This window comes from Lunatimonas sp., assembly GCF_020832325.1.
Taxonomy (GTDB): Bacteria; Bacteroidota; Bacteroidia; order Cytophagales; family Cyclobacteriaceae; genus Lunatimonas.
The window spans coordinates 24,559-44,819 of record NZ_JAFIEU010000036.1 but is presented as its reverse complement, the minus strand read 5'-3'; the positions used below and the strand labels follow the sequence as shown (position 1 = coordinate 44,819).

The 20,261-nt window shown below is 46.8% G+C and carries 14 protein-coding genes; 9 read left to right on the top strand and 5 right to left on the bottom strand.

The annotated features are described in order from the left end of the window. Window positions 1–86 precede the first annotated feature (86 nt). The 8 genes from JJU34_RS13020 (at window position 87) to JJU34_RS12985 (ending at window position 11,999) form a co-directional block, all read left to right on the top strand. The gene (locus JJU34_RS13020; protein ID WP_228692815.1) at window positions 87–929 is read left to right on the top strand and encodes a DUF5675 family protein; all 843 of its coding nucleotides are present in this window, start codon (window positions 87–89) and stop codon (window positions 927–929) included. A 33-nt stretch (window positions 930–962) separates the two neighbouring features. Further along, window positions 963–2,654 carry an N-acetylmuramidase family protein gene (locus JJU34_RS13015; protein WP_228692814.1) on the top strand — a complete coding sequence of 564 codons (1,692 nt, stop codon included), beginning with the start codon at window positions 963–965 and terminating at the stop codon, window positions 2,652–2,654. Then, window positions 2,651–3,283 carry a DUF4230 domain-containing protein gene (locus JJU34_RS13010; protein ID WP_228692813.1) on the top strand — a complete coding sequence of 211 codons (633 nt, stop codon included), beginning with the start codon at window positions 2,651–2,653 and terminating at the stop codon, window positions 3,281–3,283. The genes JJU34_RS13015 and JJU34_RS13010 overlap by 4 nt, the downstream gene beginning before the upstream one ends. Then, window positions 3,280–5,415, top strand: coding sequence for a DUF4230 domain-containing protein (locus JJU34_RS13005; protein ID WP_228692812.1), 2,136 nt, complete (start codon window positions 3,280–3,282; stop codon window positions 5,413–5,415). Before JJU34_RS13010 ends, JJU34_RS13005 begins: the two co-directional genes overlap by 4 nt. 125 nt (window positions 5,416–5,540) lie before the next feature. Then, on the top strand, window positions 5,541–6,272 hold the full coding sequence (locus JJU34_RS13000) for a hypothetical protein (RefSeq protein ID WP_228692811.1): 732 nt from the start codon (window positions 5,541–5,543) through the stop codon (window positions 6,270–6,272). Continuing rightward, a complete protein-coding gene (locus tag JJU34_RS12995; RefSeq protein ID WP_228692810.1) occupies window positions 6,269–9,022 on the top strand; it encodes a TonB-dependent receptor in 2,754 nt (917 codons plus the stop codon). Before JJU34_RS13000 ends, JJU34_RS12995 begins: the two co-directional genes overlap by 4 nt. 4 nt (window positions 9,023–9,026) lie before the next feature. Continuing rightward, window positions 9,027–10,193: a DUF4249 domain-containing protein gene (locus JJU34_RS12990; protein ID WP_228692809.1), complete on the top strand. Its 1,167-nt coding sequence runs from the start codon at window positions 9,027–9,029 to the stop codon at window positions 10,191–10,193. 189 nt (window positions 10,194–10,382) lie between these two features. After that, window positions 10,383–11,999: a hypothetical protein gene (locus tag JJU34_RS12985; protein ID WP_228692808.1), complete on the top strand. Its 1,617-nt coding sequence runs from the start codon at window positions 10,383–10,385 to the stop codon at window positions 11,997–11,999. Between the two features lie 7 nt (window positions 12,000–12,006). Here JJU34_RS12985 and JJU34_RS12980 read toward each other — a convergent pair whose 3' ends face one another. The 3 genes from JJU34_RS12980 to JJU34_RS12970 are packed head-to-tail and all read right to left on the bottom strand — an operon-like array spanning window position 12,007 to window position 14,427. Further along, complete coding sequence (locus JJU34_RS12980) at window positions 12,007–12,534, bottom strand: hypothetical protein (protein ID WP_228692807.1); 528 nt, start codon at window positions 12,532–12,534, stop codon at window positions 12,007–12,009. Between the two features lie 14 nt (window positions 12,535–12,548). Beyond that, window positions 12,549–13,838 carry a hypothetical protein gene (locus JJU34_RS12975; protein ID WP_228692806.1) on the bottom strand — a complete coding sequence of 430 codons (1,290 nt, stop codon included), beginning with the start codon at window positions 13,836–13,838 and terminating at the stop codon, window positions 12,549–12,551. A 22-nt stretch (window positions 13,839–13,860) separates the two neighbouring features. Then, the gene (locus tag JJU34_RS12970; protein ID WP_228692805.1) at window positions 13,861–14,427 is read right to left on the bottom strand and encodes a YceI family protein; all 567 of its coding nucleotides are present in this window, start codon (window positions 14,425–14,427) and stop codon (window positions 13,861–13,863) included. Between the two features lie 523 nt (window positions 14,428–14,950). Between JJU34_RS12970 and JJU34_RS12965 the strand changes: the two genes are divergently transcribed. After that, entirely contained in the window at window positions 14,951–15,979 is a 1,029-nt protein-coding gene (locus tag JJU34_RS12965) for an LLM class flavin-dependent oxidoreductase (RefSeq protein WP_228692804.1), read from the top strand. Between the two features lie 146 nt (window positions 15,980–16,125). Here JJU34_RS12965 and JJU34_RS12960 read toward each other — a convergent pair whose 3' ends face one another. Together JJU34_RS12960 and JJU34_RS12955 are read right to left on the bottom strand one after the other, a co-directional pair. After that, a complete protein-coding gene (locus JJU34_RS12960) occupies window positions 16,126–18,465 on the bottom strand; it encodes a GMC family oxidoreductase (protein WP_228692803.1) in 2,340 nt (779 codons plus the stop codon). Continuing rightward, window positions 18,449–20,191, bottom strand: a complete 1,743-nt coding sequence (locus tag JJU34_RS12955) for a metallophosphoesterase (RefSeq protein ID WP_228692802.1) — start codon at window positions 20,189–20,191, stop codon at window positions 18,449–18,451. The genes JJU34_RS12960 and JJU34_RS12955 overlap by 17 nt, the downstream gene beginning before the upstream one ends. Window positions 20,192–20,261 lie beyond the last annotated feature (70 nt).

Genomic DNA, 20,261 nt, shown 5'->3' with positions numbered 1-20,261 from the left:
TAAATAATTAAATTTTGCTCTAACTTAGATAGACGTACGTTTATCTCTGAAAATTTACTTCTAAACTATAGAACAGAGTTGATTTCATGAGTCGGTTTCTACTGATTGCTCTTATCGTGATCCTGTTGGTACTTGCCATCCTGTTTATCCTACAACCGCAGGTACTGGATGGCATATGGATGTGGTTGGTAGGATTTGCCGGCTATGTCGTGCTGTTGTTCCGGCGCGCATCGGAAGGTCTAAAAAGCCTGTTCACCAAATCGGAGAGTCCAGCCAAAACGGCAGATCCCGTACAAGCCCCCGCACAACCCACTCCTCTGATCACTCCGCAACTCTCCAACGATACATTGGACGAACTGAACGAAAAGGTCAGGGCATTGGAAAATCAGTTGCTCAACGCACAGAAATCAGGACTTCCAATGGCTTCACATGCGGTCACCGTCCTTCGGTACCTGGATGACGGCCAAACAACCCTAGGGCTGATATTCCTGAAGAATCGCTTTTTTGCCTACACGTTAGAAGACACCCACCGGGATAGTAAGGTTCACGGAAAGACGCGCATCCCGGAAGGCACCTATCCGCTGGAACTCAACCGCGTAGAAACACCGCTTACCCAACGGTATCGAAACAGATTTCCTTGGTTTGACTACCACATCGAAATCATGAAAATCCCTAACTTTAGCAGGGTCTACATCCACATTGGAAATACACACGCAGATACCGAAGGCTGTATCCTAATCGCTGACGGGGTGAATGCCGCCGATCCTCAAAAAATGATTACGCATTCCCGGTTGGCCTTTGAACGATTCTACAAGACGCTGCATCCACTACTCAATCAAGGAAAGCAATTAAGTATACAGGTGCTGAATGAGGATTGGTTCAGCAGATCTCATCTCTTGCAAAAGACAGAAGCCATCGCAATGGAATAAAAAAGCTTTAAGAAACTCCAAACTCTCATTTTTATGTCCACTTCACACCCAGAAAACGTCAAGCCCATATTCCAAAACAAACCCTACTTGTTGGTCCAACTTGGGGCCGTGGTGCTCGTCACTTTGGTTCTGCTTTTCGGGGTCGTGCCCGAGTGGCAAGACAAAAACGCCAGTTTTGCCGTGACTTTGATTCTGCTGCTTGCCGTTGGACTCCTTTATGGGATAGCAGCACGTCACATGAACCCCAGGGCCAAACAGGTAAACCAAAACAACAATCCCTACCACAGCTTTTTCTTTAAGGGTACTGTTGTGTTGACTTCCCTCCTCACGCTTTTCGGTCTATTGGGGGCATTCTTTGTGTATATCGAGCATCAAAACCTTTTTCAAGCCGTCGGGTTGGCAACAGCGGTGATTTGGATGGCAGTTTTTCTGGTCTACTTCATGTGGTCGGTGTATTTTTACAATATCAACTACGGCATTACCGATCAGGATTGGGACAGGATCTACGAGCAAGCGGAGCAAAAGCGAAACGGAATCTTTGTACCCGAAACCGAAGTAATGGATGTCCCTAGATACAATCCCTACCGGAGCCAGACATTTGGTCTGCCTCCCGGTACCGTGAGGGGCATGATTGCATTCACCCTTTTGATGGGAGGCATGTCCCTGCTCATCACCAGCTTTGGATCCGGGTACACCGGTATGGACTTGGCACTTTTACGCCAACAGTTTGAGTTTTTTGAGACGGCCTTTCTGATGATGATAGCCTTTTATTTCGGTGACAGGTCCTTGAAATACGTAAGTAAACGATGGACTGACCCGAACAAAAGCAGTTCGGAGGACAATTCAGGTACACAATCTATCCAATCCGATGGGTCGAGGCTAGCGACCTCTTCCTCGGGGCCTATGGATGACGTGGAGATAGATGATCAGGAGTTTATGCGAGAGAACGTCGGATTTCCGGACTCCCAACCCAATTCACTCACTAGCCAGCGAACCCTCCTTTCGGCATCCCTAGACACAGCGATTGTGGAGCAATCGGGTGACGATTTCATCAAATCCAACGACATGGCCCATGCCAAGGTACTCAGCGACATGGACATACGGGTCGCCTTGGAGGACTTTGAGGTAAAGCGGGGTATTCAACTAAGCCTGCCGGTAGTTAAAGCTGTCATATCTGTGGAATCGTCCGGAAGAGGGCATTTGGCCGATGGAAGAGCTAAAATACTGTTTGAAGGGCATGTGTTTTGGAGAAACTTGGTGAAGCTTGGGGAAGATCCCCAAAAGCACCTGAAAGGCAACGAAGACATCCTGTTCGAAAAATGGACCAGAGCACATTACAAAGGCGGCGCCAAAGAGTACGACCGATTGGATAGAGCCATGGGTATTCATAAAACCGCCGCGGTATACGCCGCATCTTGGGGTATGTTTCAGGTATTAGGAGAAAATCTGGAAGGAAATATCAAAGGTAGAGGCTACAAGGATGTGGATGACTTTATGGAGCATCAACACCAATCGGAGTACTTTCATCTGCTGGATTTTCTCGAATTCATCCGAACCAAAAAGTCCCGTGGAAAAAGGTTGGTTGACTACATTTCGGAGGAGCTGAATGGAAAGTACGATTGGGAGGCCTTTGCGTTCGGCTACAACGGTAGTGCCTATGCCGTTACCCAATACCACACCCGGATGAAAGCTGCCTATGAAAAACTAAAAGAACAGGGGCTATGAAAACCTGTCAACCCCTCCTATTCCGTCTCATTTCTCTTTTGGTGGTAGGGATCGGACTGTTTGCCTGCAAATCAAACGAACGAGAATTGGTGGTGGGAAAAATTCAACAAGCCAGCGACTTAGTGACATCGGAGTTTGTGGTAGACAAGGTGGTATTCGGCAAAAAAACGAAAAAAGTATTTTTCATCCCTGTAAACGAAGCTTCTTTTCTGGCATACTCCCAGGCAACGGTTAAAACCGGCATTGACTTAAGCCGCCTTGCCGAAAAGGACATCGACATCCAAGGGACAAAAATCACCCTGTCGTTACCGCCGATCGAGGTGATTAATTTCTCCTACCCCCCGGACAAGTTTGTGGAAGATACCCTGATTTCCAATCCCAGCAGGTTCTTGAACAGTATCAGCTTGGAGGATCAAGAAGAGTTTTTCCGCATGGCGGAAACAGATATCCGCGAAAGCCTGCCCTATTTAGGCATCGTAAAAACATCGCAAGAACATACACGAAAGATGATGAACTCCCTGCTTCGGGCATTGGGTTTTACCGAAATCTACATTCATTTCGCCAACAACGAACTCATTCTCCGAAGGGTCGAAATCAATGAACCCGTAGACACTGTAAGGCAACCATGATACGGCAGATCTTAAAAAGCGCCCGATTGCTACTAGAGATAGGACTCGTTATAGGGATCCTCGTGCTGATCTATTGGTGGAACCCGCTGGGACTTTTCGGTGGAAAACTAAAGCTACAACCCACGGCTACGCTTAGTGCGCAAGTGAGAGAACTCGGTGAATTGGTTACTGCCGAATATTACGGCGAAGTGATTTCAACTATAGAAGACACCCAAGTAGACAAACTGGATGAACCCAACCTACTGGAACATGCCAATGAGGTGGTGAGTGAAATCCAGGAGATGCTACAGCAACTCAAAACGTTCGACGAGCTCAACACTAATCAAAAGGATGCTATTTTAGGATCTGAACAAAGTAACTTGAACAGGCGCGAAAGAAGACGGCTGATCACAGATAAAGTATCCCGAAGCAACCTACTTGAGCGGCTGCGGTTTCACGGCGACTGGGAAGCTCTCGAATTACTACCTAAGCATAATGATGTACTGAATTACCTGTTTGATCGAACCAATCAACGTACTCGTCCAGTCCGCACCAACCTGAACGACAATCAGCTAAAAGACTTGCTGATCAGACTATATGAACGACCGCTGGAAATCAATCGGCTTTGGGATGAAAACGACTTTTTAACTACTTACTATCGACGAAGACTGGAGGAAATGCCCAAAAATGAACAGCGGAAAAAACTGGCCATGATAGGCAGGGGCACGGTAAAGGCAGGTTTTGACCTTAGAGAGCTTACACCAAACATGTTTTATATCAATGAAGTATCCAAAGAGCTTCATTTCTTTGGGCTTTCTGCCAAAATTCTGGATGCGGATATAAACCCATGGTTTATACCGGAAAAGGGTGTACCGGGATTTGACATACTAACCTACAACGGTAGGGTAAACTTCAAGGATGCTAAAAAGGTAAAACAATATGCGATCCAAAAGTTGGAAACCAACGCAGTAAACGCCAACATCCTGGAGAGCGCAGAGACCTTTGGAGGTGAGTCTCTGATGCGATTATTCAGCTTGATGACCGGCAAGGAGATCAATCAGGTGTTTTTTCATAACGACCGCATCATCCAATTGAGTCAGCAAATCATGAAGGACCGGTTTATCAATTACGAGGAGGCCATGATGTTTGAAAGTGCCCTTCGTTCGGAAATGAAAACCATTGACTCGCTCCAAAACAGCACCCAAAACCGATTCAACAACCAACAACTTGCCAATGAAAAGTGGGGGGTCGTCAATCAGCTGGCTAAAGAAATGCAAAATTACCCTTTCGAAAACGACGGATGCCGCTACGGTTGTTTTTCGACATGGGCTTTTAGCTTGTCGCACGCAGGGTTGATAGACGAAGTAGCCCAAGACTCCCTCAGCAGACTAAGAACGGCACTAAAAACCAAGCCTGTCCTCCCTGACTCTTTGTTTACGCTTTGGGCAGGGCGTGATTCGTTGTTTTTGATGGACCAATTCAATCAGGCGGTACAATTTTTAATGGCGGCAAATACTCCCGTCGGAAAGACCAAGACGATCGAATTTGCCGGTGGGGCTGTAGACAGTTTGGCCGTAGACAGTCTTCGCGCAGGGCTGATATCTTTTTCACCTGAAAAATCCGTTTTTGCGCATATTCAAGCTTCGATGGCAGACAGCGTATTTTTAATGGAGACGTTGTTTCCCTTTCGCTACGTGCCTAGTGAATGGGAAATGCTTGCCGGTCAACGGTATAAAGAACTACCCGAAAACACGGACTACGTTTCATTGCAAGGTATAGGGGCTACGTCATTCCTTGTAAATTCGCAGCATGGAAACGGGCCATGGAAACTGATTTCTGTCCCTTTCTCCCAGTTGGTCCACCCGCTACTAGTAGCCTCTTTTACCGAAAGACGGGTAATCTGTTTAGATGAAAGGGTATGCATAGCGCTATCCCCCGAACAAATCCAAAGCGGTCCGCCCGTATTTGCAGACAGGACAGGGATAACTTCGCGGCAAGGACGGGAGTTGGCTGCATTTATCGAATACCTGGTTCGTGTTCAAGAGGCAGGTTCGAATCTGGGGCCCGTCACCCGGGCAAACTTGTGGTTTACCAGAAAACTCCAAAGATCCAGTGCGGTTGTTGGAAGGGCTACCGGCTTGGAGGGTCCCTAAAGTGAGCTCTTCAATTTAAATGCCTTGGTTTTAACCAAATTAAAAAAAAGGAAAAAATGGAATTTTTAATTTTTTTCCCGTTATTTAATGCAAAATTTTAACTAGCCAACATTATTTGTAAAACGTTGAATACATTACGTCTCTTGCTTCATTTTTTTTTCCTGACGATCTTATTGTTGATTCACGCTTCAATCCTCAATGCGCAGGTACCGGTAAACGATAGCCTTTACGTGCAGTCCTATCAGCAAATGCGCGCTTTTTATCCAGAAGTGCACACCGGGTCGCAATATGCGCGGTCCCAATCATCGGTTGCAGGTCATCCCTATTTTGGACCCAATGCGATGGAATTTGGCAGCGTCACGATTCAGCAGTATACCTTCGCCCGGGTTCCATTGCAATTTGATATTTACGATGAACTACTGGTAACCTTGACGCCAGCCAAAGGACAACGAACCATCCTTAATCCGCAGAGAATAAATACATTCGAAATGGCAGATGGCAGTCGATTTGTAAAAAAGAAAAACGTGCCAGGTTTTTTCTTTCACCGGAGTGGATTCTATCGGGAAATTACAAAAGGGGATCAAAGTTTGTATTGTAAACATTACAAGGAAATTAAGAAGGACAGCTCCCCGTTAAATCCTTACCTTTCCTACCTCGAAGTGAAGCGCTATTTCATCGAAAAAGACGATCACATGCATTTGATCCGTCGAAAAAAGGACGCCTACCGTATATTGTCACTAAACCGAAGGGAAATCAGGCCGCACCTGCGGGATCCCAAACTTAAATTTAAGCGGGACAGGGAAGCCTATCTACTTCTTTTGGTCACTTCCGCCAATCGCCGTTCCAGTCAGCTATGAACCGTTTTTTTGTTACATGGGTTTTTTTATTTATTAGTTTGCCGGTAGCATGGTGCCAGGTTACTGCAAGTGAACCTATCAGTGGCCTTTTTGCCGGTGTTTCCTTCGAACGTTTTGCCCAAATGGTAGAAGACCGGTCGTCCTACCGGTTTTTCTTTAAAGCTGCAGATGTTGCCGATCTAGAGATCAACCTAAATGCAAACAATAATAGCTTGGGTGAATTGTTGGGGACGGTGTTTTCTGGCACCGATCTAAAGTATAGCATAGACCGATCAAATCGGGTATACATCAGCAAAGGGAAGGCACTACAGACTACCTTTCCAAGAACGTTTTTTCAAAGGGATCAGCTAGCGGAATCTGCGTTAGACACACTTATCGGAAGTAGCGAGCAGGATCGGCTTTTTGCCAAAAACAAGCTGTGGGAAATTGGAGTCCCTGATCAATCATTTAGTGTCCGTCAGGCCCGATTGACGGGTACGGTGAAAAGCTCCGAATCAGGCGCTCCAATCATTGGTGCCCTCGTGTATGCCGCCGGACAGGACAGCCGCGGAATTACCGACGAAAATGGCAACTACGAAATACTCCTGCCCAAAGGACGGCATACCTTGATATTCCAGAATTTTGGTGCATATCAAGAACAACGACAAATTAACATGGTGGGAGACGGCACCTTGGATGTATTCATGGATGATAATATCATTTCACTCACCGAAGTAACCGTAACCTCCCAGCGTTCCGCCAATATCCAACGTCCCGAGATGGGACTGGAGAGTATCACCGTACAATCGATGAAAAAAATCCCGGCTGTATTGGGTGAGGTAGATGTGCTCAAAGCGATTTTGACCCTTCCCGGTGTCAAGACGGTCGGAGAGGCAAGTGTCGGGTTTAATGTACGAGGAGGCGCAGCCGACCAAAACCTTGTACTTTTCAATCAGGCGACGGTTTACAATCCTTCCCACCTGTTTGGATTATTTTCCGCTTTCAACTCCGATATGATCGAAAGCGTAGACCTCTACAAGGCGGGTATCCCCGTTCAATACGGTGGTAGACTATCATCCGTTTTGGATGTGAAAGCCAAATACGGCAACCGCGAAAAAATCGAAGGAGGCGGGGGAATCGGTCCGATGACTAGCAGGATCTACCTGGAGGGGCCGCTTGGCGAGGGCACCACTTTTGCTGTCGGAGCCCGGACTACGTATTCCAACTGGCTGTTTGGCCTGCTGGATGAAACTTCCGAATTCAGAGATAGCAGGGCTTCCTTTGCCGATCTAAACCTAAATCTAAGCCATAAAATCAACGAAAAAAATGAGATCCGATTGGCCTCGTATGGCAGTGAAGACAGCTTTCGCTTTGACAGTGACACCACCTTCCGCTACCAAAACCGCAATATAAATCTGAGCTGGATAAGTTACCTGAATGAAAAGCTAGAGGCCGAATTCACCGTTGGACACGACTATTATGGGTTTCAAATTGATGGAAACTTGGATTCCCTAAACGCCTTTGATTTTGGCTTCAAAATGAATCAATCCCACTGGCGAAACCATTTTACCTACGAGCTGTCCGATAAGCATAAGATTTCCTTCGGGATGAACCACGTACTGTACCGACTGGCAGCCGGAACGCTGGACGCAAGGGATGAAAATTCGCTGGTAATCCCCCGGCAGGTGGAGCCGGAGCGAGCCTTGGAAAGTGCGGTCTATCTCGGTGATGAATTCGAAATCAATTCCCAGTGGCTAATCAGCTACGGATTAAGGTACGTCGTATACAACTACCTGGGTCCAAAAGAGGTGAACCGTTATGTACCCGGTCAAATACGCTCGGACGCTACGTTGGAAAGGACGGATGTGTATGGATCCGGTGATATCGCCCAGACTTATCACGGGCCGGAAGTAAGGCTTTCTGCGAGGTATTCCATTGACAACATGACCTCCATCAAGGCAGGCTACAATACTGGCCGGCAGTTCATTCACATGTTAAGCAACACGGCCGCCATCTCCCCTACTGACACCTGGAAAATGAGTGATCCGAACATTGCTCCGCAGTTTGGCGAGCAAGTCTCTGTTGGTTATTTTAAAAACTTCAAAAACAACAGTATAGAGACGTCCATCGAGGTATACTACCGGCGCATGCGCAACCTGCTAGACTTTGGCAGTGGAGCCACCTTGATTTTGAACGAGGCCATCGAGCAGGATATACTCAATACGCGGGGCAAAGCGTATGGGGTGGAATTAATGGCCAAAAAGACGGTGGGTAAATTAAATGGATGGGTCAGCTATACCTATTCCAGATCCCTGCTACAAACATCAGCCGAAGAGCTGGCAGAAAGCATCAACGACGGAAGGTTCTACCCCAGCAACTTTGACCAACCCCATGACGTTATGGTTGCGGCAAATTTTGAGTTTACAAGACGCTTAAACACCTCCTTAAACGCAAACTATAGCACGGGCCGACCAATTACCTTACCCATTGCCAAATTCCAATATGGAGGATCAGACCGTGTATTCTACTCAGACCGAAACGAACACCGCATCCCCGATTACTTCCGGGTAGACTTTTCTGTCAATATCGAGGGAAATCACCGGGTCCGAAAGCTGGCCCATGCGTCTTGGTCATTGGGTATTTACAATGTATTGGGACGTAGCAATCCCTACTCGGTGTTTTTCGCCCCAGTGAACGGGATATTGCAAGGCTACCAGCTTTCGATCTTTGCAAGGCCCATTCCATTTATTACCTATAACTTTAAGTTTTAAGCCCATGAACAACCACAAAATCGGAATGCTGGCAGTTTTCATGGTCATTCTTCTCGGACCCCTTGCGTGTAGGGAATTCTATGAACCAGAGGTCACAGACATCGATCATCAGTTTTTGGTGGTAGAGGGTTTTTTGGAAATCGGAGGGGGTATCAGTGAAATCAATCTTACCCAAACCATGCCGATCTATCTAAATCAAACATCCCGGCCGGTAAGTCAGGCGAATGTACAAGTGGAAAGCGAACATTCGGGCACATGGATCATGAACAGATCCCAAGCAGGAAAATACACGCTGGAGGCCACCTTGCCTGAAAGCGATGTATACCGAGTCCGAATTCAAACATCCTTCGGGGAATACCTATCGGACGAAATCATCCCGGTACCCACGTCGGAAGATCTGGAACTGGGATATGTAGGAAGACCCGGCTATGTAAGCATCCACGCATCTACCACCGGCACCGATCAATCCAAGTATTTTATTTGGGAGTTTGAGGAAGACTGGGAATTTAGAAGTCCTTATCAAAACTACTATTACTTTGACGAGCCCTCCAGGACGATTAGGAATACCCCCTTTAACGAAATCGTACAAAGTTGCTATCAAAGTTTTCAATCCTCCAATATCATACTGGAATCATCTGAGCGATTTCAAAACCAACGAATCACCCGAAAAGAAATCCAACGGATCGATACGCTCTCCGAGAAATTGGGAGAACGGTATTCCATCCTGGTACGACAGCGCGGTCTGGACCGGGATGCTTTTGAGTTTTGGGATGCTATGCGAAAAAATTCCGACGAAATCGGCGGCATTTTCAGCCCCATGCCCTCTATGATTGGCACCAACATCCGCAGCCTTTCCAATCCCGGCGAGCCAGTGATCGGTTATGTCAGTGCTGGGAAGACCGTTGAAAAAAGAATGTACATTGACAAAAGAGAGCTGGATGGCTGGGCTTCCCGGATTGAGGATTACAGATTTTGTGTGTTGGATACAGTCACTCCGCTGGATTATGAAGACCGGTACATCATTGGAGATATGGTTCCTGTACTCCCAATTTGTGAGGGTGCCGTTTGTGTTACCTACATGGCGTCCACGAGAAATTGTACGGATTGTAGGTTGAGAGGTAGTGAATTCCCGCCGGATTTCTGGGAACCCTACGACCACCATACTCCCTAGGTGCCCTGGGGGAACGTCCCCTGAATCGAGCCCGTCAGGCGGAAAAAGGCCTAAGGTATCCGTCACACCGTGGGATCATGATGATCCATGTACCTGCCTTTAGGTAGCGACTCCCACTGCGAGCAGACTGGCATCCCTGCTTTCGGTGCAGGACAGGTTATGATCAATAAAGATAACAATGATAAACAGATGACACGAATAAATATACTGTGTTTTTTCCTAACACTTTACACGACAGCACCCCTAATGGGGCAACAGTCACTGCCCGTGCTAGAGGAGGAGGTCTTGGCATTTGTTTCAGACGAATACGTGATGCCTGGAGAACACCTGTGGGTAGAAGCAAGGGTTAGCTTCCACGGAAAAGTAACCCCCTCGAAGGTTTTGTATTTGGAAATAATCAACCGGGAGGGAGTGCCCGTGCTCCAAGAAATGGCAAAAATCGAAGAAGGAAAAGCGATGGCTTACCTACTGATCAACGACAAACTCCCGTCTGACTATTACCTCCTGCGGGTATATACAAAGGTGAGTCCCTATCACTCGCCAGAAAAAGGGATCCATCATCAGGTAATCGGCATTATCAATCCGGCCCTGCCTCCGAAAGCCCCTTTGCCAAGCAATAGACCTCAAGCTCCCATTGGCAACGAGCAGGCATTTCCCTTTGACGGAATTGCTGACGGAGAAGTTTTTGGAACGAACGAGGAAGTTACCCTGTCACTGGAGGACCGTCATGCCAACGATTTCACAGTGGCCATCACCTATGTAGGGGATCTCCCGGAAATAACTCCAATAAACACATCAAACCTATACGATGTGGACGATACACAACCCGTTCCCCAACCAGAGATTTTTGGACATTTGATACAAGGGAGAGCGCTGAACTTCCCCATAGACACCACAGAGACCTATTACCTTTCAGCGCACGGCATTTCCTCCAAATTGATGATCAGCAAGCCGTTGGTTGACGGCCGCCTATTTTTTGAATCAGCAGATTTTCAGCACTATGACTTCGTGATCGTACAGGCCGAAAACCAGGAAAGCCAGCTCGACTTCGTGTTAGAATCTCCTTTCTGGCAGGTGCAACCCAAAGCAAGTTTTCAGCTACCGGCACTTCAGTTACCTGAAACACTGCTTCCCACGCTCCAAGATAGGCTTTTAGCCAGCCAAACCGGAAATTACTATTTTCCAGCACTCCCTGCTGCACCGGATACCCTGCCTCCGTTTCTCGTCGAGGACTATACTTACCTGCTTGACGACTACAACCGTTTTGATGACATGGCCACGGTCATTCGAGAATACGTACCAACTGTCTTGGTTCGGCGCGAAAACCGACAGACCATCTTTAAAAATGTAAACAAACCTGCCGCAGTGGTTTTTCAGCGTAATCCATTGATTTTGATTGACGCCATGCCCGTATTTGATAGTGACGCCTTCGCGCAATTTAACCCAGCTGGGATACGGAAAATGGAAATTGTAAACCGGCAATTTTACTTAGATCACAAAGAGTTTGAAGGTGTAATCAATCTGACCTCGTTTGATAACGATTTTGGCAAATTTGATCTGCCAAAAAACGCCCTATTTATTGCCTATAAGGGAATTCAAATTCCGAAAAACCATGAGGGAACTTGGGTCAAAAACGACGATAAACGACTTGCTGATTTCCGCGCCCTGAGACTGTGGCGCGCACTTTCAAATGAAACGAAATGGACGCTAGAAACAGGTAGATTAACGGGGAAGTTTAAAATCCGCTACCGAGACTGGAAACTTCCTTCGACGCACACCAAAAGCAGAACCTTCGTCGTACAATGAGCAAGGACTACATGCCCATGATTATCTGTAGGGATAGTTTATCCTCCACCTGAATCAATCCACCAAGCTTTTTTGGAGGAGACAGGTCGAGTTGCCCAAAAGAAAGGTCTACATCCCCTATGAGCTGATTATTCTGATGCCTAAACACCACATCTTTCAAGGAAAGGTCTTTTCCCGCTAAACTCACATCCAGATTACTCAAAAAACCCTGTCCGTTCCGGCTGAGAGACTTGACAGTTACTTTGCAAAACGGAAACTCTTCCGCCTTTATCGTCACCTTGAAGTCCCTGTTTAACAAAAAATTGCCACATCCAAAATCATCTACCGGGATAATAAAGTCAAGCTGCCTTGCCTTTGGCAGATTGCCTGTATAAAGCGTATCGCTTAGCTTCTCGTTTCCGTAGGAGCACTCGAACTTGCCAATGGAAGTAACACCCTTTACACGGATTTCCTTTTCCTTGATGACAAACAGTTCTTCCCTGTTTGCATTGGCCATCAGCAGCATCCCACAGATCAAAAACCAAGCGATACGCATGTTAACTATTTTAATTAGAAACCAATTACGCCTTCAATCATGAATCCGTTGAACTTTCCACCTCTGCGGATATCCGTGGGTCCAAAGTCATTGTAATTCTGACTTACGTACTCAAATTTAGTCAAAATATTTTTGGTTACGAACCATCCGCCGCCTACTTGCACGCGATTGATGCTAGGCGCTACGCCATTGGGAAGAGTTCCGCTCACTTCGTTGTATCTACCGGCCACGTAAAACTTGTCTGCGGTTCCGAATCGGTAAACGGCATCTACTCCCAGTTGATTCCAGGTACGGTCTACACTTTCATTCGCTGCTTTACCTTTGGATTGCTCTATATTGCCAAATAGCTCCAGCCCTTGGAATTTGACAAATGGATTCAACACCATGGCTGTTAAATTGCTTCTCATGCCCGGATTGAACCTTCCGGAGGTAAATTGCGCCGCTGTGGTAGCAAAGGTGTTCTCCATAACCATGTAATACCTGGAACCCGCACGGTCTCCCCCCCATAGGGTGTTGTTCACAGATCCTGCGGTGGTGTAAACTGATCCTGTGAGGCGAACCCTCAGGTCATCGTTGAGCTGCTTGTCATAGCCCAATTTCCCGATAAAAGAAGGCTTTCGAACATCCGGATTGGTCACTCCCCCTTGAATCTCTCCGCCTGTCATAGACGCGACAGCCAAGAATCCTCTGTCCTGAAAAATTACCTCACCACCAATTTCCGTAGTAAATGCATCCATGATGTAGTTTCCGACAAATGGATTGTAAAATGCGTTTCCGTTATCAGACCTTCTGTAGTGTGCATCACCGTAATTGATTTCCATGTGGCCAACCTTGATGGTCACCTTTTCCATGATTTTGTCAAAAGTAGGACTGTTTAAAAACGGAACCTTGTCCACTTGCAGGTAACCGCCTTTCACCCAAGATTCGGGGTGGTGCCTGGAAGAAAGGTACGTGACCAAGTTAAGTCGCACCCCATCGGCAAGCGCCACGTCAATGTTCAGGTTGGCAGTTGCCAAGTTAAATCCAGGCCCAATGTTCATCAATTGATTGAGGTTTACATTGTTGTCGTTTAACATGGGCGAGGCACTATTGGAGTGACTCAAGGATTGAAACTGCTGGGCAAAAGCACCACCGATTCGTACTTTGACACCATCGTAGGCAACTGTATCCTCTTTGCCTGTCTCAAAAATATTCAATCCCCGCTGATCATAGGGTCGCCAAAACTGCATATCACGGTCGCTCTGCGCCATCAGGCTGGTAGATAAAAATCCAGCCAATCCCATCAATATTATGTGCTTTTTCATACAAATTTGGTGTTGTTTAAGTTTAGTTGATTGCTGATAATGTCATTTCAATAGAAAGGGTTACATCGTCTCCCGTCTTGATTGTGCCGAGCATTGCTGTAGGCGGATCTATCCCAAAAGCGGTCAATTTAAAGGAGGTGGACGATTGAATGGTAACTTTAGATCCAGCTACGTTTACGTTTGAGTCAAAAGTGACGGGCTTTTTTACCCCCGCCAATTCAAGCGTTCCGGAGATCAACCATTTATTGCCCTGTTTCTTGGCTTCGGTTAATTGAAACTTTACGTCTTTGTGCCTGTCGGTAGACAAGGCCTTGTAGGCATTACCGTCCATCTGGCGCTTTCCACTTTTGATACTTTCCGCTGGCATGGATAGGCTCGCCGAATTGATGGCCTGCACGGCGCTACCACTTACTGTGAGCCTAGCTGAACCGGTTGCCTGATCAGATACCATATCCCAATCGTGCAACGTAGAAGTCCCGGATACCTTGAGAGTTGGCTTACCATCGATTCGATATTCTGCTTGTGCATGGCCTTGAAGGCTTAAGACGACTAGCAGTAAGAGTAAAAAGGTTATAGATCTGGATTTCATACTTTATATATTTAAATGATTAAATAAAACTAAATCAACAAAATAGACCATACCTGCATCGGGTACAAGCGATTTGATGCTTCAAAATTAGATAGAAGTACAACCCTAAAACATGACAAAAATCACTCTTTAGCATGAGAGATTTCAGTTCCTTGACTCAGTTTATATATAACTGAAAATCAATTTGTTAAAAATACTCTACAAGGCGCTACTCCCAGAAATCGATCTCATTTCACAAAATAAAATACCAAAAGAAATAAAAATCGCTCATCCTTAAGTAATTAGACTCGGAGGTTAAAAATATTATTATTTTTATTAAAAATTTCTTATCTGGCTAATGACAATGCAGGTGACCTGGGAACGAAAGCACTCCCTACTCCGTTGCATTCCGAGGTGGAGTCTTCCCGAATCAAGCGATGAATGGGCCATGACGGACCAAGCCCAGTAAGCTAAGGCTGAAATTGCTACCATCAACTTCGGGGAAACCTACGGATAGTTTCCCCAAAAAACCGATCATACACTCATGAAGAAAAAGATCCCTTATTCAATTTTAGACCTGGCAATCATCCGTGAAGGATACGATGCAAAGGATGCTTACCATCGTAGCATAGATCTTGCCCGTAAGGCTGAATCCATGGGATATAGACGTTTTTGGGTCGCAGAGCACCACAATATGGCCTATGTAGCCAGTTCCTCTCCTACCCTGTTGATGGGATACCTTGCTCAGGGTACCGAACACATACGCATAGGGTCAGGTGGCATCATGCTACCTAACCACAGCCCGCTGATGGTGGCGGAACAGATTGGGTTTTTGGAGACACTGTATCCGGGTCGCATCGACTTGGGTTTGGGGCGTGCGCCGGGTACAGATCAGCGAACGGCCGCTGCATTGCGGCGGGGGCGTATGGAAAGTGTACAGGAGTTTCCCAACGACTTGGAGGATCTCAAAACCTATTTTTCCGACGACAACTGGGACTCCCCTGTCCGGGCATTTCCGGCAGAAGGCTTACACGTTCCAATTTACTTACTAGGCTCAAGTATGAGTAGCGCGGTGCTTGCCGCAGAGAAGGGCTTGCCATACGCATTTGCCAGCCATTTTGCTCCTACCTACTTTATGCATGCTGCTAGTCACTACAGAACACACCATACCCCTTCCACTGAAAACCCAAAACCTTATTTTTTGGCCTGTGTCAATATGATTTTGGCGGAAACGGAGGAAAGAGCCCACTACTTAGCTACATCCTTCTACCAAATGGCATTGGGAATTATACGAGGCAGATCCTATCCGCTGAAAAAACCGGTTGCCGACATGGATGCTATATGGAGCGAACAGGAAAAAGCAGCGATACAAACTATGATGGCCTATACCTTCGTCGGTACTCCGGACACCGTGAAACCGGCATTGGAAAAATTTGTCAGCCAAGGTGGCGTGGATGAATTGATGATTACTACGAACTTGTACGATCACGAAGAAAGATTGTCATCCTATGAAATGGCATCCGTACTCATACAGAGTATACAACCCAAGGAATCAAAGTCTGTGGTATACTAGCCACTTAGTACCTATCAGATACATCAGCTTATCGAACCCACAGGTACCTTTGATTGGGTAGAGCCACTCACATTTTGAACTAGAAGGACCGAATCTTCCACCACCTAAACGGGCATGGTGAAAAATTCGGTTCTCCCATCTATTGATTATAAACGGGCGTACGTTTCAAACACATTGCCAGCGAAAAACTTTCCAAATGTCGCTACGGCTCGTATGCCTTCCTGCTTACTACTTGCATGGATGGCTTTTACGGTCCGCAATTGCTGAATAAAGTCTGCAATCCGAATCACCAACTTACCTTTTCCTACCAAAGCACCCGTTCGGTTGGTCCCTTTATAGACATCAATAAACAGCGTAGTAGTATCCTTCCAAACATCAACTACCCTATCATTAAAAATGTCCTTAAAGCCTTCAAAATAGAACGTATCTCCCTCCTCGCTTTTCAAAATGGCCGTGTATTTCATCTTTTTACGGTCCGGGGCTTCGGGGTTTTCGATGAACAAGTTAAAGCCCCCTCCAAGTGCCGTCATCGGAGACGCAGATAATGCAGGAGCAAGCATGGTTCCAAATAAACTGCCGGGATGACTGGGGTCGTTAGTGAAGTGATCCATATCTTCAGTCTGTATGGTCAGGGTAAACTCAAAGGCAGATTTGTGCTTCTTTCCCTGTTCAAACCCCCGCTCGTAGTCTTCCAGTTCGCCCATTCCAAAGAAACCCCGCATGGTCTCGGTGAATTGAACTCCCGTTCCTGTGGGAGCCGTGTTCCTATCCGGTTCTGCGGGGGGATTAAATGCGTAGGAAAATGGTTTACCCAACTCCTCTAGGATTAACTTGCAACTGCGTTCAGCCAGGCCACTAATAGTGAGTAGTGGGTTGGTTCCCACCGGACGAGGGATGATTGCCCCATCCATCACATAGAGCCCTTGATGGAGCGCTACCCCTTCCTTTCCCGAAAAAACCTGGCCTTTGTGATCCACTACACCTTTGGAAGCTTCGTCTCCCATATTACAGCCTCCCAACGGATGGACGGTCACCAGATCGTAATTCATCCGCTTATTCCAGGTTGGATTAGGGATTTTGGTGCCTCCATTGGCCTTCGTTGCCGAATAAATTTCGCCGTTTACCTTCCGGAATATTTCTTGCTTACCTACCCCTTTCCAATTGATGGCAAGTTTTCCATCATCTAGGGTCATTTCCCCATTCCCATCGTCGTGGGTCATTACCAGGTATATCTGGGTGTGTTTCACTGCACCGAAAAAAGGGCCCAAAATTAGACTTTTTAGCTCTCGCCATTTTTCTTTCCAAAAATCCACAAATCCACGATCTGTATCCTTTCCCATCAACCTGGAAAACGTTATCAACATTTTAGGCATAATGGTGCGAATAGGGCCCGGCACCGTCCCTTCTTCCAGCGTCATTCCGGACTCCATGTCTTCTCTGCCACGCATGTCAATCACACTGGTAATACAAGGACCTACATCGGCAACGGCATCTGTGCCTTTTTTACCCAACCCTATCCCCTTTATGGGGATGTCGTTGTTATAGCCAAAACCCAGCACATCACCATTACCGGTGAAGCGCTTGCCCAGTTGGCCAGATAGCGACAGCCCCTGCTGGGCGGAGCGAAATAGAATCTCGGTTGATCCCAGGGAACCTCCACTTAAGACGACCCGATCGGCCGTCACAAACATCAAGGGTGCATTGAAATGCTCCCTTCCGATGGCCACCGGATGAAAGAAAACCTGCCAGCGATTGCCGGCCTTTTTCACGTACCGCACATTGATTTCCGTAAAAATTGCCGCTCCGTGATTAAAGGCATCGGGAAGGTAGTTCATCGCGGTGGTATTTTTAGCCCCCACGTTGCAGCCTGTTACACAATCTCCACAGTTTGTACATTTGGGCTGTTTGATACCCACGTGATTCTGTTTATCCTCGAAATTGACGTTTATATCCAATAGACGAAAGGGTTCGGACATAAATGCGGCAGACTTACGCATTGCCTCTGTTTTCTTAAGCACTGGGTAGCCATTCTTGTTTTCTGGATAGGGTGTCGGCTTGAGCATCTCCCATGCGCGGTCCATGCCCTCGTGAAAACTCTCGACGTTTTCCCGTATGGCTGTAGGCCACTCGTCTTGTACCATCACACGCGGGTCCGGTTTGATAGACACATTGGCATTGACCAACGATGTGCCCCCCAGGCCACAGCCTTTGAAAACGTTGATGCCGTTTCCCATGGTGAACTCGTACAGACCATTCCTATCTAGATTTTCGGATTTCCCGCGAATAAAATTCATCTCTCTACTGGATTGGAGCAGGGTATTGGGAAACTCTCCCGGTAAAAATTCCTTGCCCTTTTCCAATAGGCAGACCTCAAGTCCTGCCCGGGACATCCTGGACGCAGCGATACTTCCTCCATATCCGGAGCCAACCACAATGACATCGTAGTCACTTTTTAATTCCGACAGAGGTTTAGACAGTTTTTTCATGGTGTACTTGAATGGGTTTTTCGATCAAAGAAAAATGAATAGGACTTCCGGCTACAATAGCGTGTTCGCCTTTGGTGGTTACCTTCCAGTCGGTAACCACTTTCTCGAATCCAATGGGATAAATGGTCAAGCATTCGCCGGTCAGATGAATGCGGAGAAAATTCTTATACCCTTCCCAACGGTAAGAGGAAGAAGCTTCTGTAATATGGTTTTTTAGCACGAGCACGCTAAAGGTTAAGTACAATCCAAAAATTAATGCGCTGAGGGTTCCTCCCAGCACTACCATCTCAGCCAGAAACAGCCCCACTTGACTAGGTCTATTGATCCCCAATCCCAACTGGCTTAAATTGATATAAGAAAACAACCACAGGAGTCCATAAAATGCTAGTAAATGAAGTAGTCCATGAACCGCACCCGCCACGTAATTCCATTTGCCGTATCCGGACTTCACATCGGTGAAAACCAGCACACCTCCGAAAAGTAAAAGGTTTAGGAAAATCGCACCTGGATTATGGCTCAGCGCCATCACGATCGCCTCGCAGGCAGGTCCTACGCCTTCTCCAAACGAGGATATCTTGCTTAACTGTTCCATGAGGGTAGTTCCATCCACAAACCGCTTGGTCTGCAGAATCCAACTGGTAAAGGCATGAACCAAGCCAAAAAGTGTCAACATGGTTAGGCTAAAATAAGGAAATGCCAAATTTAATAGACTTAGACGTACGGAGGCCTCTTTGGGAGGGAACACACTCTTTAACTCCGCCGAATAGCCGTCCACCGGCTCAATATTCTCCTTCAGCGTATGGGTAGGGTGCATGAAAGCTCCGCCTCCCCCCGCGGTAATCAATTGCCGGATTTCTCCCCGGGCCGTGGTCTCCTCATACCTGGCGTAATGGTGTAAATCGCCCGTAAGTATGGTATTGACCGTAATCGACCGGTTCTTCTCTTCGTAATCGCTGTTCCCCTTTCCATACAATACCTTGTCTATAAAGAACTTAAATCGATCATGAGCCGTATTTTTCTGATCAAAGGAACGATAGACCCAGGATGGCTCCGCGGTGCACAGAATTACCTTGGTCTGAGAGGTAAAATGGTTTTGGGCGATATCCCGAAAATAGCATATTTGTGGATAGTCAATATCAGCATGAAGCTGTATATCCACGGCAATTAACCAATAATCGTGAGGCAACTTAATAGCAAAATAGCTGCGGGTCTGCTGCGTCCGCCAATTTCCAAGAGAACGCTTTTGCGTAAAAAGCCTTAGAAAATTTGTCAGACCATCGTACCAGTCGTGGTTACCGGGAATAGCATACACGTCGGGCCGCTGTGCATTCGGTGATTCATCCTTTGGAAAGGCTGCCTCATAGGGCCCTTTTAAGCGATTGGTGTATTCGATCATTTCCGGTGTAGGATATACTTCGTCACCTCCCATCACCAAAAAATCACCCCGATGCAACTGCTTGCCCTCTACGGTAATTGAGGGCTCTGCCAGGGTCTTGGCCAAGGTATAGGTTGGGTTAAACCCGTCTCCCAGGTCAGAAATAAAATCAAACCATACTTCCTCCTTATCCGAATAATCAAACGGCTTTCCCTCCTGATCCAACGCAGCCTGCATTTCTCTTCGATCGGCAAAATTGCCAAAAACCGAAGACAAAACAGTCTTCACACCGGTAAATGCCAACTGCTTGGGATCATACCAATTGACCATTGGTTTCTTTTCAAACTTCATCTCGTCGCTGTTAATAGTTTCAATATATCTTTTTAGACGGCTCCCTTTTCCTGGCGCATCGACCATCGCT